Origin of the sequence: Streptomyces sp. DvalAA-43 (assembly GCF_900091725.1) — a bacterium.
In the GTDB taxonomy this organism is placed as follows: Bacteria; Actinomycetota; Actinomycetes; order Streptomycetales; family Streptomycetaceae; genus Streptomyces; species Streptomyces pulveraceus.
This window is the reverse complement of the sequence record NZ_FMBW01000045.1, coordinates 23222-46583: the sequence shown is the minus strand read 5'-3', so window position 1 is coordinate 46583 and position 23362 is coordinate 23222. Positions and strand designations below refer to the sequence as shown.

Annotated in this window: 18 protein-coding genes; 11 read left to right on the top strand and 7 right to left on the bottom strand. The window is 71.1% G+C overall.

What is annotated here, in order from left to right; genetic code table 11:
* The first annotated feature begins 237 nt into the window (after positions 1-237).
* From GA0115234_RS19725 to ybaK, 3 genes are read left to right on the top strand one after another with little or no spacing between them, the layout of a single operon-like run.
* Positions 238-1275, top strand: coding sequence for a hypothetical protein (locus tag GA0115234_RS19725; protein ID WP_093543483.1), 1038 nt, complete (start codon positions 238-240; stop codon positions 1273-1275).
* Positions 1276-1280: 5 nt separating this feature from the next.
* Positions 1281-2024, top strand: coding sequence for an LON peptidase substrate-binding domain-containing protein (locus GA0115234_RS19720; protein ID WP_093543481.1), 744 nt, complete (start codon positions 1281-1283; stop codon positions 2022-2024).
* Between the two features lie 38 nt (positions 2025-2062).
* Positions 2063-2566 carry a Cys-tRNA(Pro) deacylase gene (ybaK, locus tag GA0115234_RS19715; protein WP_093543479.1) on the top strand — a complete coding sequence of 168 codons (504 nt, stop codon included), beginning with the start codon at positions 2063-2065 and terminating at the stop codon, positions 2564-2566.
* Positions 2567-2930: 364 nt separating this feature from the next.
* Here the strand turns inward: ybaK and GA0115234_RS19710 are convergent, their stop codons facing one another.
* The 4 genes from GA0115234_RS19710 to GA0115234_RS19695 all read right to left on the bottom strand — a co-directional run bounded on the left by GA0115234_RS19710 (position 2931) and on the right by GA0115234_RS19695 (position 7079).
* A complete protein-coding gene (locus tag GA0115234_RS19710; RefSeq protein ID WP_093543478.1) occupies positions 2931-3710 on the bottom strand; it encodes an ABC transporter permease in 780 nt (259 codons plus the stop codon).
* Positions 3711-3744: 34 nt separating this feature from the next.
* Positions 3745-4641 (bottom strand): ABC transporter permease, encoded by an 897-nt coding sequence (locus GA0115234_RS19705; RefSeq protein WP_093543476.1) that lies wholly within the window; start codon positions 4639-4641, stop codon positions 3745-3747.
* Positions 4642-4669: 28 nt separating this feature from the next.
* Complete coding sequence (locus GA0115234_RS19700; protein WP_176729216.1) at positions 4670-5644, bottom strand: ABC transporter ATP-binding protein; 975 nt, start codon at positions 5642-5644, stop codon at positions 4670-4672.
* A 154-nt stretch (positions 5645-5798) separates the two neighbouring features.
* Complete coding sequence (locus tag GA0115234_RS19695; RefSeq protein WP_093543473.1) at positions 5799-7079, bottom strand: NYN domain-containing protein; 1281 nt, start codon at positions 7077-7079, stop codon at positions 5799-5801.
* Positions 7080-7303: 224 nt separating this feature from the next.
* Between GA0115234_RS19695 and GA0115234_RS19690 the strand changes: the two genes are divergently transcribed.
* Positions 7304-7483, top strand: coding sequence for a hypothetical protein (locus GA0115234_RS19690; protein ID WP_093543472.1), 180 nt, complete (start codon positions 7304-7306; stop codon positions 7481-7483).
* A gap of 92 nt (positions 7484-7575) precedes the next feature.
* On the opposite strand, the gene dnaE is transcribed toward GA0115234_RS19690, so the two are convergent.
* Positions 7576-11115 (bottom strand): DNA polymerase III subunit alpha, encoded by a 3540-nt coding sequence (gene dnaE / locus GA0115234_RS19685; protein WP_093543470.1) that lies wholly within the window; start codon positions 11113-11115, stop codon positions 7576-7578.
* 180 nt (positions 11116-11295) lie between these two features.
* Here dnaE and GA0115234_RS19680 point away from each other — a divergent pair, with 180 nt between their 5' ends.
* From GA0115234_RS19680 to GA0115234_RS19660, 5 genes are all read left to right on the top strand, one after another.
* On the top strand, positions 11296-12621 hold the full coding sequence (locus tag GA0115234_RS19680) for a DUF2252 domain-containing protein (RefSeq protein WP_093543468.1): 1326 nt from the start codon (positions 11296-11298) through the stop codon (positions 12619-12621).
* A 102-nt stretch (positions 12622-12723) separates the two neighbouring features.
* The gene (locus GA0115234_RS19675; protein WP_093543466.1) at positions 12724-13443 is read left to right on the top strand and encodes a hypothetical protein; all 720 of its coding nucleotides are present in this window, start codon (positions 12724-12726) and stop codon (positions 13441-13443) included.
* Positions 13444-13489: 46 nt separating this feature from the next.
* Positions 13490-14305 (top strand): DsbA family protein, encoded by an 816-nt coding sequence (locus GA0115234_RS19670; RefSeq protein ID WP_093543464.1) that lies wholly within the window; start codon positions 13490-13492, stop codon positions 14303-14305.
* A 97-nt stretch (positions 14306-14402) separates the two neighbouring features.
* Positions 14403-16064: an alkaline phosphatase D family protein gene (locus tag GA0115234_RS19665; protein WP_093543462.1), complete on the top strand. Its 1662-nt coding sequence runs from the start codon at positions 14403-14405 to the stop codon at positions 16062-16064.
* 315 nt (positions 16065-16379) lie between these two features.
* Positions 16380-17348, top strand: coding sequence for a zinc metalloprotease (locus GA0115234_RS19660; protein ID WP_093543459.1), 969 nt, complete (start codon positions 16380-16382; stop codon positions 17346-17348).
* A 42-nt stretch (positions 17349-17390) separates the two neighbouring features.
* Here GA0115234_RS19660 and GA0115234_RS19655 read toward each other — a convergent pair whose 3' ends face one another.
* Complete coding sequence (locus tag GA0115234_RS19655; protein ID WP_093543457.1) at positions 17391-17969, bottom strand: dienelactone hydrolase family protein; 579 nt, start codon at positions 17967-17969, stop codon at positions 17391-17393.
* A 37-nt stretch (positions 17970-18006) separates the two neighbouring features.
* Here GA0115234_RS19655 and GA0115234_RS19650 point away from each other — a divergent pair, with 37 nt between their 5' ends.
* Positions 18007-19128: a mechanosensitive ion channel family protein gene (locus GA0115234_RS19650; RefSeq protein WP_093543542.1), complete on the top strand. Its 1122-nt coding sequence runs from the start codon at positions 18007-18009 to the stop codon at positions 19126-19128.
* Positions 19129-19186: 58 nt separating this feature from the next.
* Here the strand turns inward: GA0115234_RS19650 and GA0115234_RS19645 are convergent, their stop codons facing one another.
* A complete protein-coding gene (locus tag GA0115234_RS19645; protein WP_093543455.1) occupies positions 19187-20773 on the bottom strand; it encodes a Na+/H+ antiporter in 1587 nt (528 codons plus the stop codon).
* Between the two features lie 258 nt (positions 20774-21031).
* Here GA0115234_RS19645 and GA0115234_RS19640 point away from each other — a divergent pair, with 258 nt between their 5' ends.
* Positions 21032-23347: a glycosyl hydrolase family 95 catalytic domain-containing protein gene (locus tag GA0115234_RS19640; protein WP_093543453.1), complete on the top strand. Its 2316-nt coding sequence runs from the start codon at positions 21032-21034 to the stop codon at positions 23345-23347.
* Positions 23348-23362 lie beyond the last annotated feature (15 nt).

The window sequence follows — 23362 nt, the reverse complement described above, 5'->3', positions numbered from 1 at the left end:
CGGCGTCGGACCGTTCGGAGCACCTTCCGCCGAACGGTCGACGCGGCCCCGTGGGCCGTGGTCGAACGGCCGCCCGAGCCGCGTCCGAACGGCCGGACGCCCTCGGCCGGAGCATCAGGAACAAGCCAGATTCCACGCTTTCCTTTACTTCTTCTTGACTCGGTCCGGTACAACCCCTTCACTCGGCACCAAAGCTTCACAGCGCACCTCTGGCGCCGTCCCGACCAGCGCTTTTCAATGGTCTGCACCATGCCAATCCTTCGTGCTCTGCTCCGTGCCGCGTGCACGATCCGGCGCCGCTCCCAGCGCCCCGCCGGACTGCCCGCGGACGACGAGGTGCTGCTCGACGCCCCCGACGAGCGGCTCTCCCCGGCGCTCGTCGCCGCCGCCCTCGGGGAGTACGGACCGGCCGCGAAACTCCTCGCCACCACCCGGGACGGCGCCGAGTGGGAGAACCGGGACCGCTACCTCGGCCGGCTCGTCACCTTCGCCCGCAGCCGGGACGGCTGGCTGACCGACTGGCTCGCCGCCGCCCCGCACGACCCGGACGCGCTGCTGGTCAAGGCCGAGCTGGCGGTCCGCCGGGCCTGGGAGTCGCCCGTCCGGGCCGAGCAGCTGCGCGAGGTGGGGCCGCTGATCACGGCGGCGGCCGAGAGCGATCCGCGCGACCCGGTGCCCTGGCGCCTGGCGCTCGACCACGCGCGCGGCACCCACGCCACGCACACCGTGTTCGAGGCGCTGTGGGAGCAGGCGGTACGGCGCTCCTCGCACCACTACGGCTGCCATGTCGCGGCGCTGCGGTACCTCTCCGCGGCCTGGTACGGCTCGCACCGCGAGTGCTTCGACTTCGCCGAGCGGGCGGCCGAGGACGCGCTGCCCGGCTCGCTGGTGCGGGCGCTGCCGTTGCGGGCCGCGTTCGCCCTGCTGATGGAGGGCCCCGGCGCACGGACCACCTCGGTGCAGGAGGAGCGGATCGACGCGGCGGCGGATCTGGCCATCGAGCTGTCCGCCTCGTTCACTCCGGGCGACCCCTGGCCCGCCGAGGTCCGCAATCTGCTGGCGTTCGTGCTGGTCGCCCGGGGCCGCTGGGAGGAAGCGCTGGAGCAGTTCCGGCGGATCGGGCCCCTCGCGGCGTCGTTCCCGTGGTCGTCGGTCTCCGAGGATCCGCTCGGCCGGTTCCTGGAGGCGCGGGACGACACCCGGCTCCGGGTGGCCTGCGCGGCACCGATCCCGGGACGGGCCGACCGCGGCGGGCCCGGCGGCCATTACGCTTGACCGTTGTGACCACCGCTCGCCTGCCTCTGTTCCCGCTGAACGCGGTGCTGTTCCCCGGCCTCGTGCTGCCGCTGAACGTCTTCGAGGAGCGATATCGCGCCATGATGCGTGAGCTCCTGAAGACCGACGAGGACGAACCCCGCCGCTTCGCCGTGGTCGCGATCCGCGACGGCCACGAGACCGCCCCGACGGGCTCCGGGATGCCGGACGCGGTGAACACCCCCGCCGAACGCGGCCCCGCGGACGGCTTCGGCCCCGACCCGATCCAGACCTTCCACCAGGTCGGCTGCATCGCCGACGCGGCCAAGATCCGGGAGCGGCCGGACGGCAGCTTCGAGGTCCTGGCGACCGGCACCACCCGGGTCAAGCTGCTCTCCGTCGACGCGAGCGGCCCCTGTCTGACGGCCGAGCTCGAAGAGCTGGACGAGGAGCCCGGGGAGGAGGCGGGCGCGCTCGCCGAGGGCGTACTGCGGGCCTTCCGCACCTACCAGAAGCGGCTGGCCGGGGCGAGCGAACGCTCCCTCACGACCGGCGCCGACCTGCCCGACGACCCCATGGTCGTCTCCTATCTGGTCGCGGCGGCGGCCGTGTTCGACGTACCGACCAGACAGCGGCTGCTCCAGGCACCCGACTCGGCGGCCCGGCTGCGCGAGGAACTGACGCTGCTGCGCTCCGAGACCGCCGTCATCCGCCATCTGCCGTCCCTGCCCGCGGTGGACCTGACCCGCGCCCCGACCCACCCCAACTGATCCGACCGCCCCGTCGACCGACCGAGGACCGTCTCCCCGTGGCGAAGAAGCCGAAGAAGCAGCAACAGTCCGGCGGCACCCCGGCGACGGTCGCCCTGACCGCGTCCGGCACGGCGTTCACCGTCCACTCCTACGACCACGACCCGGCATCGGCTTCCTACGGCGAGGAGGCGGCCCAGGCGCTGGGCGTCTCCCCCGACCGGGTGTTCAAGACCCTGGTCGCGGACGTCGACGGCACCCTGACCGTGGCGGTCGTCCCGGTGGCCGGCACGCTGGACCTCAAGGCCCTGGCCTCCGCGGTGGGCGGCAAGCGGGCCACCATGGCCGACCCGGCGGCCGCGGAACGCACCACCGGCTACGTACGAGGCGGGATCTCCCCACTGGGCCAGCGCAAGCGGCTGCGCACGGTGCTGGACGCGTCGGCACGCTCCCACGCAACGATCTGCGTCTCGGCGGGCCGCCGCGGCCTGGAGGTCGAGCTCTCCCCCGGGGACCTGGCATCGCTGACGGACGCGGTGTTCGCGGAAATCGGCCGGGGGTAGCCGGGCGCCTGCGCGGAGCTGTTCAGCCCGTCGGCACTGCTCGGCCTGTCCGACGCCACCCAGCCCGTCGCACTGCTCGGCCCGCCCGGAGCTGTTCAGCCCGTCAGCGCTGCTCGGCCCGTCCGGCACTACTCAGCTCCTGGCACCAGCCCACCGGCGCTGCCCCGCCCGCCCGACGCCGCTCAGCTCGTCAGCGCTATTGAGCCCGTCGGCCCGATTCAGCCCGTCCGGCGTTTGAGGACCGGGGTCCGGGGCAGAGCCCCGGTTCAGGGAAGGGGCGGGCAGCGGACAAGCCCCGCGCAGCGGCCCACCCACCGGGCCCAACCGCACCCACACCCGTCCACCACGCACCGCACCCCCAGAACTACGGCTGCGCCGGCGGCACAGGCGGCACGCCCCCACCCGCGGGCCCACCGGCCTCAGGCCCACCGAACCCGGGCGCCCCGGCGACAGGCCCACCGGCCCCAGGCGCCCCCGGCGCCCACGGCCCACCCGGAAACACCCCCCACTCCGGCTCCGGATCCCGCGGCCCGAACAACGCGGTCAACGCGAGATGGACCGCCATCGCCCCCAGCGGCCACGCCAGCAACGCCCCCTTCGCCCGCAGCTGGAGCGGCGCGTCGAAGACCACTCCCTTGCCGACCGCCCGCGCGTGCGCGACCACGTCCTGGGTCGGCCCGAGCCACACCCCCAGCCGCCAGGCCAGCAGCGAACCGAGCAGCCCGCCCAGCGCGAGCGCCACCACCAGGGCGATCCCGCCGCGCCGCTGGAACCAGAAGACCAGCGCCGCGGAGACCGCCCCGAAGGCCAGGCCCAGCAGCACGAACGTACCGTCGGCGCCGATCGCCTCCTCGCCCTCGCTGTCGTTCAGGAAGACGGCGGTGCTGTCGGAGATCAGCGGAACCCTCGGCGCCAGCCACAGCCAGAGGAACCCGAGCGCGACACCGCAGACGGTGAGGAGCAGGGCGACGACCGCGGCCCGGCGCAGTTCCGGCGCGAGCGCCTTCTCCTCGGGCGCTCCCGGCAGCCCTCCCGGCTGGTGCGCACCGATCAGGTGCGAGCCCCCCGGGCCGCCCCAGTTCGGCGGGGTCTGCCAGGGGTCGTTGGACGAGGGCTGGTGAGGCGGCGTCAGAGGTGCGGTCACCGTGCCATCGTGCCAGGCGCCCCCGCGCCGCGCCTCACCGGACCGCTGCCCTGCGGTACGCCCAGGTCGCCACGGCCAGCGAGAGCAGGCCGACCACCGCGCAGACGGCGAGGTCCAGCGCGACGACCGCCCAGTCCGGCCGGGCGTCGAAGGACCGCGAGAGCGCCTCGACACCGTAGGTCGAGGGCAGCAGATCGCGCGCCCAGCCGACCGGCGCGGGCAGCCGGTCGGCCGGGAGCACACCGAGCAGCAGCGCCGCCGACATGCCCAGCTGGCCGAGGAGCGTGGCCAGCTCCTGCCGGGGCGCGAGCAGCCCCAGCGCCGCGCCGAGCCCGGAGAGCGCCGCCCCGGAGAGCGGGATGACGGCGACGAGCACCCACAGATGGGTCAGCGGCAGCCCGAACAGCACGCTCCCCGTCACGGCCGTGACGATCGTGCCGGGCACGGTGAAGGAGGCGTACGCCCCGGCGGCACCGAGCACCACCGCGGCGGGCGGCACCGGCAGGGTGGCGTAGTGGTCGAGCCCGCCGCCGGCCCGCAGCTGCCCGAAGTACTGGGCGAGGAGATTGAGCGCCACGAAGGCCACGACGAGGACGCTGGAACCGGCGACGACGGCCCGTGCCTCGGAGCCGCCGTCGACGACCCCGCGCATCAGCACCATGATCCCGACGGACTGGAACGTCGCGACGAAGAGCAGCGGGATACGGGCGACCCTGGCCCGGGACAGCTGGGCACGGTAGACGGCCGCGAGCGAGGGGAACAGCCGGGCCCGCGGCGCGAGCGGCGCGGGCTCCCCCGCACCCCCGGAGCCGTCGCCGAGGGACCCGGCACGGCTGTCCTCCGGGGCCCGGACGGGTCCGGTCACCGCGTGCGCGGGAACGATGCTCGTCACCTGGCGCTGCTCCTGTTCGCTCCCTGCCCGGCCACGCATCCGCACCCGGTCGTCCCGCTCACCGCGGTCATGACTTCACCAGCCCCTTGGTCGCGTCCCCGCCGAGCGCGAGATAGACGTCCTCCAGGCTGGGCGTCGCCAGCGTGAAGTCGTCGAGTGCGGCGAAGGCCGCGCCGCCGGTCACCGCGGCGACCGCCGCCCGTGCCTCGTCGGGGGCGAGCCGCAGCACCCAGCGCCGCCCGGACTCCTGGGCCGAGCCGCGCAGCGCGGCCACTTCCGGTACGTCCAGGGGCGCCCGTTCGCGCCACACCAGCTCGACCCGGACCTCGCCCGCGACGCGTTCCTTGAGCCCGGTCGGGGTGTCGCAGGCGATGACCCGGCCGCGTTCGATCACGGCGACCCGGTCGAGGACCGTCTCGGCCTCGATGACGTTGTGGGTGACGAGCAGCACCGTGGTGCCGCGCTCGGCCCTGCGCCGGTCCACGGCGGCCCAGACGGCCCGCCGGGCGACGGGGTCCATGCCGGTCGTCGGCTCGTCCAGCACCAGCACCGGCCGCTCGCCGACCAGCGCGGCCGCGAAGCAGGCGAGCCGCCGCTGTCCCCCGGAGAGCCTCTTCAGGGGGCGTCCGGCGATCTCGGTGAGGCCCAGTTCGCCGAGCACGGCGTCGCGCTCGGCGCGGGCGTCCGCCGCCGTGAGGCCGCGCAGCCGTCCGGTGGTCTCGGCGGCGAGCGACACGGTCAGCTCGTCGAGGGCGGTGGACTCCTGCCCGAGGTAGCCGATCAGCCGGGAGGCCCGCTCGGGATGGCGCACGAGGTCGTGGCCCAGCACGGTGACGCTGCCGGAGTCGGGGCGCATCAGCCCGGTGAGCTGCCGCACCAGGCTGGACTTGCCGGCGCCGTTGGGGCCGAGGAGGCCGAAGATCTCGCCGCGCCGCACGTCCAGGCTGATCCCGTCGGTGGCACGGACCTCGGGTGCGGCGGGTGTTCCGCGGCGGCCGCGGACGGCGGGATAGGTCTTGACCAGATCACGCACCGCGCACACGGTCCCGGTCGCCGTCTGCGCCTGTGCTGTGCCCGTACTCACGAGGTACGAGAGTACGGGGTCGGATGCCCCGGATTGCGCCCGGGGCCACACCGGCCGGGGGCCGGCGCGGTGATCGGCGGCCGGGTCGCCCGCCCGTCGTCCCGCCCGGCCGTCAGCCCGTGGACGGGGCGGTGCGCTCCGCCGCGGGGGTGTGCTCGGCCGCGGCGCGTACATCGATCTCCCGCCAGAATCCCGCCCGGATCGCGTAGCGGTCGTGCTCGTCGATCTGGTCGTCCTTGTGGGCGAGCAGGCCGAACCGTGCCGCGTAGCGCAGCAGCTCGCCGTCGATGCGGTGCGGGATGCGCGGATACATGGTCGACAGCTTCTGCAGATGGACGGTCTCCGGGAGTCGCTCCATCCAGCGACGGGCGAAGACCTGGCCGACCTCGAAGGGGTCGCCGCCGACGGTGGTGATGTCCTCCTCGCGGTCCGCCCAGCGCTGCTCGGCGCTGGTGAGCTGGGCCAGCGTCGGCAGGGAGGCGGTCTCGGCGGGCTCGCCCAGCGGTCCGCCGCGCTCCGTCCAGCTCTTGTCGGAGGACCAGCGCAGGGTCGCGGCGGGCGTCGGCTGGGGGAGGTGGCGGTCGGGCGGGGTGCCGGGGCCGCGCAGGCTGCCCGCCAGGTCCTTGGGGGTGGGGACGGCCCGGCCACCGTGCGCGGGCCGGTCGGTGGCGGCGCCTTCCTCGGGCTGTGCCGGGGCGTCGCCCGCCGCCTCCGCCGCCCTGGCCTCCGAGGCCCGCTCGGCGGAGGCGGCGAGGGCGGCCTCGGGCAGCGGCGCGGAGAGGATCGCGGCGATCTCCGGGCGGGGCACGGGCGGCGGGGCGCAGACACCGCCGGTCTCCCTGGGCCGTACCGCCTGGGTGATCCAGGCCCGGTCGAGCACCCTGCGTTCGTCGGCCTCGGCCACCAGGTCCTCGGACTGGTTGTAGTCGCCGTCGGCGGCCTGGACGGCCCACAGATGGACGGCGACGCCGTGTTCCTTGGCGGACATCAGGCCGGGCAGCAGGTCCCCGTCGCCGGTCACCAGCACCACGTCGGAGCAGGCCCGGTTCCTGGCCAGCTCGGTGAGTTCGGCGTGCATGGCGGCGTCGACGCCCTTCTGCGCCCAGCGCCCGTCACTACGAGTGAGGGCGCCGAGCCGGACGGTCACCCTGGGCATCACGCGGAGTCTGCGGTGCTCGGGCTGGGGAACGCGGTCGGGGGCGCCGTCGAACCAGTAGATCCGCAGCAGCGGCTGCTGCGTATCGGCCTCGGCGCGCTCGCGCAGGCCCCGGATGAGGGCCGCGTGGTCGACGGTGATGCGGGAACGGGCGGGCTCCCCGGCCAGCAGGCTCGCGGCTGCGCCCAGCAAGTAGCCGGCGTCCACCAGGACGACGCAACGGTCCACGCGATCCACCCTCTTCCAGAAGTTCGGGTGCGGTCCTTGCCAAGGGTTTCCTTCGAGTCTGCCCGACCGCGCAGGGCTTGACGTCCGGAACTCGATCATCGGCGTGGCGGATCGGGAAAACGACGCGTCCCGCATCCTCACTACGCACGGTAATGATCCAACATGCACGGCATGTCCCGCTATGTGAATCTGAACGCGGTCCTGGCCCCGAGAGTCCCCACAGGAGGAAGACCATGGCCAAGAACAAGAACCGCAAGCAGGGCAGCCGGCAGAACCGCGCGTCCGGTCCGGAGCGCGGCGCGGAAGAAGGCGCGGCGACCTCGTACGAGTCGCAGATACAGCCTCAGTCGCAGGCCCAGGGCAGCCCTGCTGATGTTGCCCGTAAGCACCAGCGGCGCTTCGGCCACAACTGACCGGAGACGTCCGCGGTCCGGCCAAGGGCCGGGTGGCCGGGAGGGGCGCACCCGCTTTCGCGGGGCGCCCCTCCCGTGCGTCGGCGGCGGGCTCAGCCGGCCAGGCAGGACGGGCCGAGCAGCACCTTCAGGTCGCCGAAGAGCGCCGGGTCGGGCTTGACCCGGTGCCGGTCGAGCCGGAGCACCGTGGTCTTGCGGGGGCCCTGGAGCCTGATCCGTACCTCGGTGTCGCCGCGGTGGCTGCTGAGGACCTCGCCGAGGCGGCTGACCATCGGCGGGGTGATCTTGACGGTGGGGATGGTCAGCACCACGGGGGCGTTGGTGCCGGCGTTGGAGATGTCGGGGACCTGCATCTCCATGGCGACCAGCCGGGGCACGTCCTCGCGCTTGTCCAGGCGGCCCTTGACGAAGACGACGGTGTCCTCGACGAGCTGGGTGGAGACCAGCTGGTAGGTGGCCGGGAAGAACATGCACTCGATGGAACCGGCCAGGTCCTCGACGGTGGCGATGGCCCAGGCGTTGCCCTGCTTGGTCATCTTGCGCTGGAGGCCGGAGATGATGCCGCCGACGGTGACGACGGCGCCGTCGGCGTGCTCGCCGCCGGTCAGCTGGGAGATCGAGGAGTCGGCCTTGTCGGACAGCACGTGCTCCAGGCCGAAGAGCGGGTGGTCGGAGACGTACAGGCCGAGCATCTCGCGTTCCTGGGCCAGCAGGTAGGACTTCTCCCACTCGATGTCGGAGAACTCCACGTCGAGCCCGAAGCCCGGCTCGTCGCTCTCCTCCTCGCCCATGCCGCCGAAGAGGTCGAACTGTCCCTCGGCCTCCTTGCGCTTGACCTGCACCACGTTGTCGATCATGGGTTCGTGGTGGGCGACCAGGCCCTTGCGGGTGTGGCCCATCTCGTCGAAGGCCCCGGCCTTGATCAGCGATTCGACGGTGCGCTTGTTGCAGACGACCGCTTCGACCTTGTCCAGGAAGTCGGGGAAGGTGCTGTACTTCCCCTTCGCCTTGCGGCACCGGATGATCGAGTCGACGACGTTCTGGCCGACGTTGCGCACGGCGGTGAGGCCGAAGAGGATCACGTCGTCGCCCTGGGCCGCGAAGTTCGACAGCGACTCGTTGACGTTGGGCGGGAGCACCTTGATGCCCATGCGGCGGCACTCGTTGAGGTAGACAGCCGACTTGTCCTTGTCGTCCTTGACCGAGGTCAGCAGCGCCGCCATGTACTCGGCGGGGTAGTTCGCCTTGAGGTACGCGGTCCAGTAGGTGACCAGGCCGTACGCGGAGGAGTGCGCCTTGTTGAACGCGTATCCGGCGAACGGGACCAGCACGTCCCACAGGGCCTTGATCGCGGCGTCGGAGAAGCCCTTCTCCTTGGCGCCCGCCTCGAAGAGGACGAAGTTCTTCGCCAGCTCCTCGGGCTTCTTCTTGCCCATCACGCGGCGCAGGATGTCGGCCTCGCCGAGCGAGTAGCCGGCGACGATCTGGGCGGCCTTCTGCACCTGCTCCTGGTACACGATCAGGCCGTAGGTGAGGCCGAGGACCTCCTTGAGGGGCTCCTCCAGCTCCGGGTGGATCGGGGTGATCTCCTGGCGGCCGTTCTTGCGCTCGGCGTAGTTCGTGTGCGAGTTCATGCCCATCGGGCCCGGCCGGTACAGGGCCGAGACGGCGGAAATGTCCTCGAAGTTGTCGGGCTGCATCTGGCGCAGCAGGGAGCGCATCGGCCCGCCGTCGAACTGGAACACGCCGAGCGTGTCGCCGCGGCAGAGCATCTCGTACGTCTTGGGGTCGTCCAGCGGGAGGCCGAGCAGGTCCAGCTTGACGCCCTTGTTGGACTCCACCATCTTCACGGCGTCGTCCATGATGGTGAGGTTGCGCAGGCCCAGGAAGTCCATCTTCAGCAGGCCGAGCGACTCGCACTGGGGGTAGTCCCACTGCGTGATGGTGACGCCGTCGGTGTGCCGTACCCAGATCGGGGCGTGGTCGACGATCGGCTCGCTGGACATGATGACGCCGGCGGCGTGCACGCCCATCTGCCGGACCAGGCCCTCGACGCCCTTCGCGGTGTCGATGACCTTCTTGACGTCCGGCTCGTTCTCGTACATCCCCCGGATCTCGCCCGCCTCGCTGTAGCGCGGGTGCTTGGGGTCGGTGATGCCGTTGAGGTCGATGCCCTTGCCGAGGACGTCGGCGGGCATGGCCTTGGTGAGCCGGTCGCCCATGGCGTACGGGTAGCCGAGGACCCGGGCGGAGTCCTTGATGGCGTTCTTCGCCTTGATCTTTCCGTACGTGCCGATCATGGCGACCTTGTCGGCGCCGTACTTCTCCGTCACGTACCTGATCACTTCGACGCGCCGGCGTTCGTCGAAGTCGATGTCGACGTCGGGCATGGAGACGCGCTCGGGGTTGAGGAACCGCTCGAAGATCAGTCCGTGCTCGATCGGGTCGAGGTCGGTGATGCCCATCGCGTACGCCACGATCGAACCGGCGGCGGAGCCTCGGCCGGGGCCGACCGCGATGCCGTTGTTCTTCGCCCACATGATGAAGTCGGCGACGACCAGGAAGTACCCCGGGAACCCCATCTGGATGATGATGTCCATCTCGTACTCGACCTGCTTCTGCCGGTCCTCGGGGACACCTCCCGGGAAGCGCCGGTCCATGCCGACGCGGACCTCTTCCTGGAACCAGGTGATCTCCGTGAAGCCGTCCGGGATCTCGAACTTCGGCATCAGGTCGCGCTTCTCGAACATGCCGGTGGTGTCGATCTGCTGCGCGACCAGCAGGGTGTTGGCGCAGCCCTCCTGCCAGGCGTCGGAGGAGTCGACGGCGTACATCTCGTCGGTCGTCTTGAGGTAGTAGCCGGTGCCGTCGAAGCGGAAGCGGTCCGGGTCGGAGAGGTTCTTGCCGGTCTGGATGCAGAGCAGGGCGTCGTGCGCGGTGGCCTCGTGCGCGTAGGTGTAGTGCGAGTCGTTGGTCACCAGCGGCGGGATGTTCAGCTTCTTGCCGATTTCGAGGAGTCCGTCACGGACCCGGCGCTCGATCTCGATGCCGTGGTCCATCAGCTCCAGGAAGTACTTGCCCTCGCCGAAGATGTCCTTGTAGTCGGAGGCGGCCTGGACGGCCTCGTCGAACTGGCCGAGCCGCAGCCGGGTCTGCACCTCGCCCGAGGGGCAGCCGGTGGACGCGATCAGGCCCTCGGACCACTGGGCGATGGTCTCCTTGTCCATGCGCGGCCACTTCTGCAGCCAGCCCTCGGCGTACGCGTCCGAGGAGAGCTTGAAGAGGTTGTGCAGGCCCTTCGCGTTGGACGCCCAGATCGTCTTGTGGGTGTAACCACCCGAACCCGACACGTCGTCGCGCTTCTGGTGCGGCTGGCCCCACTGGATCTTCCGCTTGTGCTTGCGCGACTCGGGGGCGACGTACGCCTCGATCCCGATGATCGGGGTGACGCCCGCCTTCTGCGCCGAGTGGAAGAAGTCGTACGCCCCGTGCAGGTTGCCGTGGTCCGTCATCGCGATGTGCGACATGCCCATTTCATTACAGGCAGCGAACATGTCCTTGAGCCGCGCGGCACCGTCCAGCAGCGAGTACTGGGTATGGACGTGAAGGTGCGTGAAGGGCGGCTTGGTCACGGCGCTGTGCCTCCGGGAAACGGGCGATGGCTGACTGGGGGGACAGCGTGGAAGTCTACGTCTCCGAGGGGACGATCGACGGGCACTCCCGGATACGGTCACGCGTTGGAAGGGCGGGAACACCCGTCCCATTTGTCATGTACGTCGTCACGCACGTCAGGTACCAGGAGGCACCCAGAGATGTCGGAAGCGCAGACCGGCGCGGCGCAGCGCGGGGAGCAGATTCTTGAGGTCTTCGACACCGCGTTCGGGGAGCTGCTGGCCGCCGATCCGGCCGCCTTCCGGGTCAAGTTCCGCAAGATGGCGGGCTCGGCGTTCGCCTTCTACCGGGGCACGGCGTGCCTGTTCTACAACGACCTGGAAAGGGAGCGGCACGGCGGCCCCTACCTGGACGAGCGGACCGGCCGGGTGTGGATCCACGGCGATCTGCACGCGGAGAATTTCGGCACGTACATGGACGCCAACGGCCGGCTGATCTTCAATGTGAACGATTTCGACGAGGCGTACGTCGGCCCGTTCACCTGGGACCTCAAGCGGTTCGCCGCCTCCGTCGCCCTGATCGGCTACGCGAAGGCGCTGGGCGACGACCAGATCACCGAGCTGGTCCGGGTCTACGCGGCGGCCTACCGCGAGCGGATCCACGCGCTGGCGACGGGCGCGAAGACCGACGAGCTGCCGCCCTTCACGCTGGACACGGCCGAGGGCCCGTTGCTGGACGCGCTGCGCGACGCCCGGTCGCTGACCCGGTTCTCGCTGCTGGACTCGATGACGGAGATCCGCGACTTCGAGCGCCGGTTCGCCCCGGGCGGCGGCTCCATCGATCTGGACGCGGCGACGCGCTACAAGGTGCTGGCCGCCTTCGACGGCTATCTGGAGACACTGCCGGAGTCGAGCCTGACCCGCCCCGACTCGTACCGGGTGAAGGACGTCGTCGGCCGTCGTGGCATCGGCATCGGCTCGGCCGGGCTGCCCTCGTACAACATCCTCCTGGAGGGCAACAGCGACGCCCTGGAGAACGACGTGGTGATCTATCTCAAGCAGGCGCAGACCCCCGCGGTCTCCCGGCACATCACCGACGCGTCCGTGCGCGCGTACTTCCAGCACGAGGGCCACCGCACGGTGATCTCGCAGCGCGCCCTCCAGGCGCACGCCGACCCGTGGCTCGGCTGGACCGAGCTGGACGGGGCGGGCCAGCTGGTCGCCGAGGTGTCCCCGTACGCGGTCGATCTGGACTGGTCCGACATCGACGAGCCGGAGGAGATCGCGGCGGTCGTCGCCGATCTCGGCCGGGCGACGGCGACGATGCACTCCGCCGCGGACGACGAGAGCGGCCACTCACTGGTGCCGTTCTCCACCGAGCGGGCCATCGACGCGGCGATCGCGGCCGACGAGGAGGGCTTCGCCGGCCTCCTGGTGGACTTCGCCCACAGCTACGGCGCCCGTGCCCGCGCCGACCACCAGATCTTCGTGGACCTCTTCCGCAACGGCCGCATCCCGGGGCTCTAGCTCCCGCGTCGGGCTTCTCCGTCGCTCCCGCGGCCACGGTTCTCCCCGCAGTCACGCCCCTTCGGGGGTCACTGACAGGTTGGCATGCGACACTCCTCGACGATGGACATATCCAGGACGCAGCTCAGAGTCGTTCGCGCGGCGCTCTTCACAGCGCTCGTCGTGACGCTCTCCACCGCGTCCCATGTGCTGCTCTCCCGGGTCCCGCTGCCGCTGACCGCCGTCGCCCTGCTGGCCGGCGTGGTGTTCGCCGTGGCGTACGCGCTGGCCGGCCGGGAGCGCGGCTTCGGGGCGATCGCCGGACTGCTGGTCCCGCTGGAGCTGGCCGCCGACACCGTCTTCACCACTGGTCAGCACGTCTGCTATGGCGCGGCCGGCGGCCCGATCGCGGGTCCGCTGCGCTCGGTCGGCGTCGATGTGCTGTGCGGCGGCCAGTTCGGTACCGATGCGGCGCGGGCCGGTGCCGGGGTCATCCCGCTCGCCTCGGTGGCCGATGCCGGACACACGACGGCCGCGCTGCTGGCCTCGCCCGGACCCGCGGTGCCCTGGCTGCTGCTCGCCGCCCATGTGTCGGTCGGCCTGCTCGCCGCGGCCTGGCTCCGGCGGGGCGAGTCCGCGCTGGCCGGTCTGCTGGAGGCGGCCGCCCTGCTGGCGTTCCGGCCACTGCTGGTCGCGGTCGCCGCGGCCGGTACGGCCCACCGCGCGGTACGCCGCCGGATGCGGCCCGCCGGACACGGCCCGCATCTGCTCGTACACATCCGTCTGCTCGTGCACTCCGTGGGACGGAGGGGACCGCCGCGCTCGGCCTGCGCCATCGCCTGAGCACGCACATCCCCGACGACGTACCCCACACCCTGGAGACACAGACATGAGCAAGCGCAACAGCCAGGCCAACAAGTCCGCGGCCCGCGAGCGGCTGCGCGCCGAGCGCGAGCGCCAGGCCAAGAAGGACAAGGTCCGCCGGCAGATCATCGTCGGCGTCTCGATCGTCGGCGTCCTGGCCGTCGTGGGCGCCGGCACCTGGGGCATCATGCAGCTGACCAAGCCGTCCCACTGGGAGGCGGCCAAGGACGAGAAGAAGGTGACCGCGCCCAAGAACACCTCGGGCGAGAACGGCACCACGGTCGTCATCGGCAAGTCGAGCGCCAAGAAGACCCTGGAGCTGTACGAGGACTCGCGCTGCCCGGTCTGCGCCACGTTCGAGCAGACCGTCGGCGAGACGGTGCACAAGGACGTCGACGCCGGCAAGTACAAGATCAAGTACATCGGTGCCACGTTCATCGACAACGCGGCCAACGGCGAGGGCTCGAAGAACGCGCTGAGCGCGCTCGGCGCGGCGCTCGATGTCAGCCCTGAGGCCTTCCTCGACTACAAGTACGCGCTCTACTCCGCGAAGTTCCACCCGGAGGAGACCGTCGACAAGTTCAAGGACGACTCCTACCTGATCAAGGTCGCCGACTCGGTGGACGCGCTCAAGGGCAACGCCGCCTTCCAGAAGAACGTCAAGGACGGCACGTTCGACAGCTGGGCGATGAAGATGTCCGAGGCGTTCGACAAGAGTGGCGTGCGGGGCACCCCGACGCTGAAGATGAACGGCAAGGCGCTCACCGACGGCCAGAGCGAGAACGCCCCGATGACGGTGGAGGCCTTCAACACCGCGATCACGGCCGCGCTGAAGGGCTGACCGGCCGGCGACATCCCGGCAGCGGCTTCCCGACGGGCAGGCGAACTTCCTTCGTTCGCCTGCCCGTTCGTCTTACCGGTCAGTAGGGTGCTGCTCCGTGACCAGTCGACACCTTTTCTCGCCGCTCTCCGCCCCCAGCCGCCGCACGGTCGTCAAGGCCGCCGCCGCCACCGCCGTCGCGGCCCCCGTGCTGGGCTCCGCCGCCTCCGCGCGCGCCGCGGACGGGCCCGCCTTCCTGCACGGCGTGGCCTCCGGCGACCCGCTCCCCGACGGCGTCCTCCTCTGGACCCGCGTGACCCCGTCCCCCGACGCGGTGCCGGGTTCGGGCCGCGGCGCCGACACGGCGGTGCGCTGGGAGGTCGCCGAGGACAAGGCCTTCGCCCGGGTCGTCGCCCAGGGCACGACCGTCGCGAGGGCCGCCTCCGACCACACGGTCAAGGCCGATGTGCGGGGCCTGTCCCCCGCCACCACGTACTGGTTCCGCTTCTCGGCGGGGGACGGTGCCCGGACCGTCTCGCCGGCCGGCCGCACCAGGACGGCTCCGGCGGCCGGGGCCGCCACGCCCGGTGTGCGGTTCGGGGTGGTGTCGTGCGCCAACTGGGAGGCCGGGTACTTCTCCCCGTACCGCCACCTCGCCGACCGCGCCGACCTCGACGCGGTCCTGCACCTCGGCGACTACATCTACGAGTACGCCTCGGGCGGTTACCCGGACGCGAATTACACCGTACGGCCGCACGAGCCGAGGCACGAGATCCTCACCCTCGCCGACTACCGCACCCGGCACGCCACGTACAAGACGGACACCGACCTCCAGACCCTGCACGCCACCCACCCGGTGATCGCGATCTGGGACGACCACGAGTTCGCCAACGACGCCTGGTCGGGCGGGGCCGAGAACCACACCCCGGGCGTGGAGGGCTCCTGGGCGGACCGGGCGGCGGGCGCCAAGCAGGCGTACTTCGAGTGGATGCCGGTCCGTGCCTCCACCGAGGGGACCGTCTACCGGCGGCTGCGCTTCGGCAACCTGGCCGATCTCCATCTTCTGGACCTGCGTACCTTCCGCTCCCAGCAGGCGTCGGTCGGCAGCGGCGCGGTCGACGACCCGGAGCGCACCATCACCGGCCGGGCGCAGCTGGACTGGCTGAAGTCGGGGCTGGCCGGCTCGGACGCCACCTGGCAGCTGGTCGGCACCTCGGTGATGATCTCGCCGGTCGCGTTCGGCGCCGTCCCGGCCCATCTGCTGGCACCGCTGGCCGAGTTGCTGGGGCTGCCCAAGGAGGGCCTCGCGGTCAACGTCGACCAGTGGGACGGCTACACCGACGACCGCAAGGAGCTGATCTCGCACCTGCGGGACCGGTCGATCACCAACACGGTCTTCCTGACCGGTGACATCCACATGGCGTGGGCCAATGACGTGCCGGTGAAGGCGGCGACGTATCCGCTCTCCGCCTCGGCCGCCACCGAGTTCGTGGTGACGTCGGTGACCTCGGACAACATCGACGACATCCTGCACGTGGCGCCGCAGACGGTCTCGGTGGTCGCGGCCGCTGCGGTCAAGGCCGCCAACCGCCACGTGAAGTGGGTGGACATGGACTCGCACGGCTACGGCGTCCTCGACGTGACCGCCGAGCGCTCCCAGATGGACTACTACGCGGTCTCCGACCGGACGAAGCGGGACGCGACCTCCGCCTGGACGCGTTCGTACCGGACGCTCAGCGGAACGCAGAAGGTCGAGCGGGTGGACAGCCCGGTGCGCTGAGGGATCTTTTTCGGCCACCCCCGCATATGTTGACGGTGCATGACATCGCTACGGCGGGTGGTGTGTCCCATGGCTCGAATGGGGACACACCACCCGCCGGGGTAACGCTTACGTTTACGTCACTGTCTCAAACTCTGGAATGCGAAGAAAGATTCCTCCCGGTTTCCACCCTTTGGCGAATATCTGATTGGGCCTGATCATTCCTCCTCCAGGAATGACATGCCCACGTAATCTCCCGGCGGCGGGTGAGGAAATACCTCCCCCACACATCCGCGAGGAGTCCACGTGCGCACTCTTGCCCGTATATCGCCACGTATGCGTAACCGTGCGATCGGCACCGCCGTTCTGGCCGGAACTCTGGCCCTGGCACCGCTCTCCGCTCCCTCCGGCTCCGCCGCTTCCGCCGCCTCCAAGGTCTCCGCCTCGTCCGCCCAGAAGTGCGGGGACGACGCGGGCACCAACGCCACGGCACGGGAGGCCCGCCCCTCGGGCGCCGCCCACACCGACGACCCCAATGAGCTGACCGCGGCCCAGGCCAAATCCATGGACGCGCAGTTGAAGCAGAGACTCGCGGACCGCCGGCTCAGCGGCCCCTCGCTCGCCGCGGGCGCGACGATCCCGGTCTACTTCCACGTCGTGCACTCCGGGACGACCGGCAAGCTCAGCGCCTCCGCGATCACCAGCCAGATGAACGTCCTGAACGCCGCCTACAGCGGACAGGGATCGGGCAACACGAACTCCGGCTTCCAGTACACGCTGGCCGGCACGGACTACACGGACAACAGCTCCTGGTACAACGGCGTCTCCCCGGGCTCCGCCGCCGAGACGGCCATGAAGTCCTCGCTGCGCAAGGGCGGTGCCAACGCCCTCAACATCTACACCGCCAACCTCGGCGGCGGGCTGCTGGGCTGGGCCACGTTCCCCAGCTCGTACAAGTCCAACCCCTCGGACGACGGCGTCGTCATCCTCGACGCCTCGCTGCCCGGCGGCTCCGCCACCAACTACAACGAGGGCGACACCGCCACCCACGAGGTCGGCCACTGGATGGGGCTGTACCACACCTTCCAGGGCGGCTGCAATGGAAACGGTGACTACGTCGCCGACACCCCGGCCGAGAAGAGCGCCGCGTACGAGTGCCCGACCGGGCGCGACACCTGCACCAACAAGACCGGGGTCGACCCGATCCACAACTTCATGGACTACACCTACGACTCGTGCATGACCCAGTTCACCGCGGGCCAGGTGCAGCGGATGAGCGACAGCTGGACCGCGTACCGGGGCTGATCCGCCCGAGGGGCCCTGCCCGGTGCGGGGCCCCTGACCACGTCACAGCGTGGCGAGGAAACCGAGCGCGACCTTCCAGGCCAGCTCGGCCGACGCCTGGTCGAAGTCGGGCAGTTCGGCGTCGGTGAAGAGATGGCCCGCGCCCGGGTAGCGGTAGACCTCGACATCGGCGCCGGTCCGCTGCATCTGGAGATACCAGGAGTTCAGCCAGTCGTGCGTCTCGAACGGGTCCGGGTCGGCGACGTGCAGCTGTACGGGCAGCTCGTCCACGGAGGCGTTCTCGGCGATGTCCGAGGTGCCGTGGAACATCAGCAGACCGCGGGCCTTCTCGTCGCCCAGCGCCAGGGTCTGCGCGGTGGAGGCGCCGAACGAGAAGCCCGCGTACACCAGGCCCCGGTCGGAGTAGGGGGCGGCGGCCAGCACGGCCCTCCTGAGCAGTTCGTCCTTGCCCACCTCTTCCTTGAAGGCCAGCCCTTCCTCGACGGTGTCGAACGTGTGCCCCTCGAAGAGATCGGGCACCTGCACTTCGTGCCCGGCGGCACGAAGCCGGTCGGCCGCCGCGTGCACCGCGGGGCGCAGACCGTACGTCGAGTGGAAAAGCATGATGTTCATGGGACCCATGGTGCCAGCTACGGTCAGGAGCATGGAGAACGACGGGATGGAGAACATACTGCGCCCGCTGATCGTCGTCGGCGGCTCGGTCGTGATCACACTGGTGGTCGGCTGGCTGGTCGATCTGCTGCTCAGACGGGCCGACGGCCGGCACCCCGACACTCCGCTGTGGGGGCTGCTGCGACGCTGCCGGATACCGCTCCAGCTGACGCTGTGCGCGGCTCTGCTGCGGGGCTCGTACACCCACACCCGGCTCGAAGTGATCAACGACCACCGGGCGGGGATCGGCCAGGTCCTGACCCTGGTGCTGATCGGGGGCTCGGCCTGGCTGGTGGTGCGGATCGCGACGGCCGTCGTCGATTCCCTCTACGCGCGGTACGCGGCGAACACCCCCGATCCGGCACGGGTGCGGCGGGTCCGCACCCAGGTGACGCTGATCCAGCGGGTGGTCACCGCGATCGTGGCGACGGTCGCCGTGGGCGCGATGCTGCTGACGTTCCCGGCGATGCGGACCTTCGGGACCTCGATGCTGGCCTCGGCCGGTGTGCTCGGCATCGTCGCGGGCGTGGCCGCCCAGTCGACGCTGGGCAATCTCTTCGCCGGGCTGCAGATCGCGTTCGGCGACATGGTGCGCATCGGCGACACGGTGGTGGTGGACGGCGAGTGGGGCACGATCGAGGAGATCACGCTGACCTTCCTCGCGGTGCGGACCTGGGACGAGCGGCGGATCACGATGCCGGTCTCGTACTTCACCAGCAAGCCGTTCGAGAACTGGTCGCGCGGCGGTGCGCAGATGACCGGCTCGGTCTTCTTCCACCTCGACCACGCGGCGCCGGTCGCCGCGATGCGCGAGCAGCTGCGGGACATCCTGGGCGAGTGCGCCGCCTGGGACGGCCGCGACTGGTCCCTCGCCGTCACGGACACCACGCCGTCGACGATCCTGGTCCGCGCGGTGGTCACGGCGAAGGACTCGTCCGACATCTGGACGGTGCGCTGCGCGGTAAGGGAGCAGCTCATCGGCTGGCTGCGCGACCACCATCCGTACGCGCTGCCGAGGATCGCGACGGCCCCCGCGGCGCTCGCGCCCGACGCCGGGCCGCACCCGCCCGGCCCGGCGCACGAGCGGCCCGCGGACCGGGACAGGTCGCCCCGCACGGGGCGCGGCTGACGGGGCGGCGGGCGGAGACGGGGCCGCCCGCCTCACCGCGGGCAGCCGCCCACGCACCTCACCGCAGGCTGCGGACGTCCAGCTGGCGCAGGACCCGGTCGACGATCTCCGGGTCCGCCCCCGCCTCGTTGCGTGCCGACAGCACCGCGTGGCGGGCGGCCGACATCATCTCGCGCTGGACGCGGCTGACCGCCTTGAAGCGCTCGGCCCGTTTCGCGTACGCCTCGCGGCGCTCGTCGTCGACCATGTCGGGGCTGATCCGCGCCCCCACGTCGTAGGCCAGCCGCTGGAGCCGCTCGGTGACCTCGTCCGGGAACTCCTCGACCTCCTGGATCTCCTTGAGGCGCTGCTTCGCGGCCTTCGCGGCCCGGATCGCGAGGTCCTTCTCCAGGGCCTCCTCGGCGTCCGTGTCCGCCTTGACCCGGAGCTTGCGGACCAGCCACGGCAGGGTGAGCCCCTGGATGACGAGCGTGGCCATGATCACGGCGAAGGCGATGAAGACGATCTCGTCGCGGCCCGGGAACGGCTTCCCGTCGTCCGTCTTCAGCGGGATCGCGAGCGCCAGCGCGACCGAGGCCACGCCGCGCATCCCGGCCCACCACATGACGACGGTCTCCCGCCAGCTGGTGGGGATCTCCTCGCTGACGTCGCGCCGGGTGTGCAGCCGCTTGGCGAGCCAGGTGGCGGGCAGCAGATAGAGCAGCCGCGCCCCGACCACGACCACGACCACGGCGAGCCCCCAGCCCAGCATCTGGAGTTCGCGCCCGTCCGCGGTCCCGAAGACGTTGTGCAGTTCGAGGCCGATCAGCCCGAAGGCGACCCCGGTGACGAGGGTGTCGACGATCTCCCAGAAGGTACGGCCGGTGAGCCGCCCGAGGACGTCGTCGGCGTCGGCGGTGTGCTCGGCGAGGAAGAGGGCGGTGGTGAGGACGGCGAGGACGCCCGACCCCATCAGCTCCTCCGCGAGCACATAGCTCACGAACGGCACCAGCAGGGTGAGGCCGACCTGGAGCGTGGCGTCGCCGAGCAGGCCCATGAGCTTGATGGTGAGCCAGCCGAGCACCAGACCCACCACCACGGCCACCACCGCGGAGAGGATCAGCAGCCCGAAGGCCTCCGGCAGCGAGAAGCTCCCGCTCACGGCGGCGGCGATCGCCACGTGGTAGAGCACGATCGCGGTCACATCGTTGAACAGCCCCTCGCCCTCCAGGATGGAGACGAGCCTGCGCGGCAGCCCCACCGAACCGGCGACGGCCGTCGCCGCGACCGGGTCGGGCGGCGCGACGAGCGCGCCGAGCGCCACGGCCGCGGCGATGGGCAGCCCGGGGACGATCGCGTTGGCGACCGCGGCGACGGCGGCCGTCGTGATGAACACCAGCGCCACGGCCAGGAGAAAGATCGGTCGTTTATTGGCGGCGAATTGTCGCCAGGAGGTTCGCTGCACGGAGGCGTAGAGGAGGGGCGGCAGCAGTGCCGGAAGGATGATCTCGGGCGGGATGTCCACATTCGGCACGAAGCTGAGGAACGCCATCCCGACCCCGGCGAGCGTCATCAGCACCGGCGCGGGAAGCCCGAGACGCTCCCCCAGCGGGACCGTGACCACAGCCCCGAGCAACAGCAGGAGGAGCAGTGCCATTTGGTCCACAGGGTGCCTTCCGGAGCGCGGGGCGCCGATCTCCGTGATCGGCGGATCTCAGCCAAAAGCCTGCCATGCGAGGCCCGCAATCCAGACAACACCCCCTCATTCCCGCCCCCTGGACCGGCATTCCTCCGATGTCTATACGGTCGACCCCCTTCCGCTGCCCTCGCACGACCGGCAGTATGCGGCGTGCGTGATTCAAGGACAGGAACCGTCACCACGTACATGACCGTCACCACGTATATGACTGGCAGGAGAAGCCACGTGCCCGCGTTCTCCCGAAGGCATTTCGTCTCCACCGCCGCTGCCGGAACCTCCGCGCTCTGGCTGGCCGGATCCCGTACCTCATGGGCGGCGGCCGGCCCCGAACCGACGGAGCACCCCGCCATCGACGTCCACGAGAAGACCGTCCGCGACGCCGCCATGACCTGGCGCACGCTCCCCACCGGCTGGCAGCAGGCCCCGTTCCTCGCCAACGGCCGCCTCGGGGCCCAGCTGTACGCCGGAAGAACCGCCAACACCCTGAAGCTGATGCTCAGTCACAGCGAGGTGCAGGACCAGCGCGGCCAGTGGCGCGGCGGCATCGGCTTCTCCCGCCTCCCCATCGGCCACTTCACCCTGACCCTCGCCGGGGAGATCACCGCCGTCGACTGGACCCTGGATCCGTACGACGCCGAGCTGCGCGGCACCGTCACCACCACCCGCGGCTCGCTGGCCTTCTCCGCCCTGGTCCAGAACGACACCGGCGCCCTGCTGGTCTCCACCCGCCCCACCCCCGGCGAGGAACCCTCGGCCTGGTCCTTCCAGTGGCTCCGGGCCGCCACCACCCGCACCAGCGGCAAGCCCGAGGACTACACGCCCAACCCGGACCCACGGACCGGGGACGGCTTCGTCGAGCAGCCGCTCCTGGCGGGCGGCGGCTGGACCACCGCCTGGCGCGAACGGCGCGAGGGCACCGGGCGGCTGCTCGCCGCGCACCTCGTGTACCGCTTCCCCGGCCGGGTCTCCGAGGCGACCGCCGACGCGCTGCGGGCCGTGGACCGCACCCTCGCCACCGCCCCGGACCGGCTGGTGGACCGGCACCGCCGCTGGTGGCACGCGTACTACCGGCGCAGTTTCCTCTCCGTACCGGACAAGCGGCTGCAGAGCTTCTATCTCCTCCAGCTCTACAAGCTCGCCGCGTCGACCAGGGCCGACGGCCCGACGATCTCCGAATGGGGCCCGTGGTTCCCCGAGGTCGGCAACAACTGGACCGCGGTCTGGTGGAATCTCAACGTCCAGATCGGCATGGCCCCCGTCCACGGCTCCAACCACCCCGAGCTCGACTCGGTGACCGGCGCCTTCCGCCGCTTCGAACACAACCTCCCGGCCTCGGTCCCGGCCGACCACCGCGACGGCGAGAGCTACGCGCTGGGCCACCCCTCCGACTGGCAGCTGCGCGCGGGCGATACGTACGACGTCGGCGCCCCGGGCTCGTCCCATGTCTCCGACAACTTCGGCAACCTCACCTGGGCGCTGCACAACGTCTGGCAGTCCTACCGGCACTCGATGGACCTGTCGGTCCTGCGCGACGTGGTGCACCCGATCCTCGCGAAGGCCGTCCACTTCTACGCGCACTTCCTGTACGAGGGCCCGGACGGCCGGCTGCACCTGCCGGAGACCCGCTCCCCGGAGTACGCCAACGCCGTGGACTGCACCTACGACCTCTCGCTGATCCGCTGGGGCGTGCGCACCCTGATCGCGTCGGCGAAGCTGCTGCGGAACGACGATCCGCGGCTGAAGCGCTGGCAGGACATCGACCGCAGGCTCACCCCGTACGCCGAGGACCCGGCGGCCGGCGTCATGATCGGCAAGGACGTCCCGCTCGCCGACTCGCACCGGCACCACTCGCACCTGCTCTGGCTGTACCCGCTGCGCGAACGGAGCTGGGACCGGCCCGGGGACCACGCCATGATGCGGCGCTCCATGGACCACTGGGTCTCCATGCGGCAGCTGTGGCACGGCTACAGCTACGCCACCGCCTCGTCCATGTACTCAAGCATGGACGAGCCGGAGAAGGCCCTCGACTTCCTGACCTTCTTCACCGATCTGAACGTGGTCGCGGACTGCGCGATGACGGTCAACACGATGTACCGGGAGGGCAAGAACCTCGCCCTGGAGAGCCCGCTGTCCGCCGCCCAGTCGATGCTCGACATGGTGGTGCAGGGGCACGAGGGGGTGGTGAGGGTCTTCCCGTCCGTCTCGGAGCGCTGGGCGGACGCGTCGATCGCCTCGCTGCGGACCCAGGGCGCCTTCCTGGTGGACGCGGACCGCTCGGGCGGCGCTACGCGCTGGGTACGGGTGCACAGCGAGGCGGGCGCGCCGCTGACCCTGGACCACTCCATCAAGGGCCGGATCGAGGTACGGGACGCGCACGGGCACCCGCTGCGCTGGCGGGAGACCGGGCCGGGCCGGATCACGGTCGCGCTGCCGCGCGGCTCCACCGCGGTGGTCACCCCACGGGGTTCACGCCCCCCGCGTACGGTCCCGCGCGATGTGCCGTCGAACGGCGCGTGGACCCGCTGGGGCCTGCCGGACTGAGTCGGTCCGGGCGGC

Coding starts and splice junctions, on each gene's coding strand:
- GA0115234_RS19725 (WP_093543483.1), top strand. CDS start 238: ATGGTCTGCACCATGCCAATCCTTCGTGCTCTGCTCCGTGCCGCGTGC.
- GA0115234_RS19705 (WP_093543476.1), bottom strand. CDS start 4,641: ATGCGTGGCCGGGCAGGGAGCGAACAGGAGCAGCGCCAGGTGACGAGC.
- GA0115234_RS19690 (WP_093543472.1), top strand. CDS start 7,304: ATGGCCAAGAACAAGAACCGCAAGCAGGGCAGCCGGCAGAACCGCGCG.
- GA0115234_RS19680 (WP_093543468.1), top strand. CDS start 11,296: ATGTCGGAAGCGCAGACCGGCGCGGCGCAGCGCGGGGAGCAGATTCTT.
- GA0115234_RS19675 (WP_093543466.1), top strand. CDS start 12,724: ATGGACATATCCAGGACGCAGCTCAGAGTCGTTCGCGCGGCGCTCTTC.
- GA0115234_RS19670 (WP_093543464.1), top strand. CDS start 13,490: ATGAGCAAGCGCAACAGCCAGGCCAACAAGTCCGCGGCCCGCGAGCGG.
- GA0115234_RS19660 (WP_093543459.1), top strand. CDS start 16,380: ATGCGTAACCGTGCGATCGGCACCGCCGTTCTGGCCGGAACTCTGGCC.
- GA0115234_RS19655 (WP_093543457.1), bottom strand. CDS start 17,969: ATGGGTCCCATGAACATCATGCTTTTCCACTCGACGTACGGTCTGCGC.
- GA0115234_RS19650 (WP_093543542.1), top strand. CDS start 18,007: ATGGAGAACATACTGCGCCCGCTGATCGTCGTCGGCGGCTCGGTCGTG.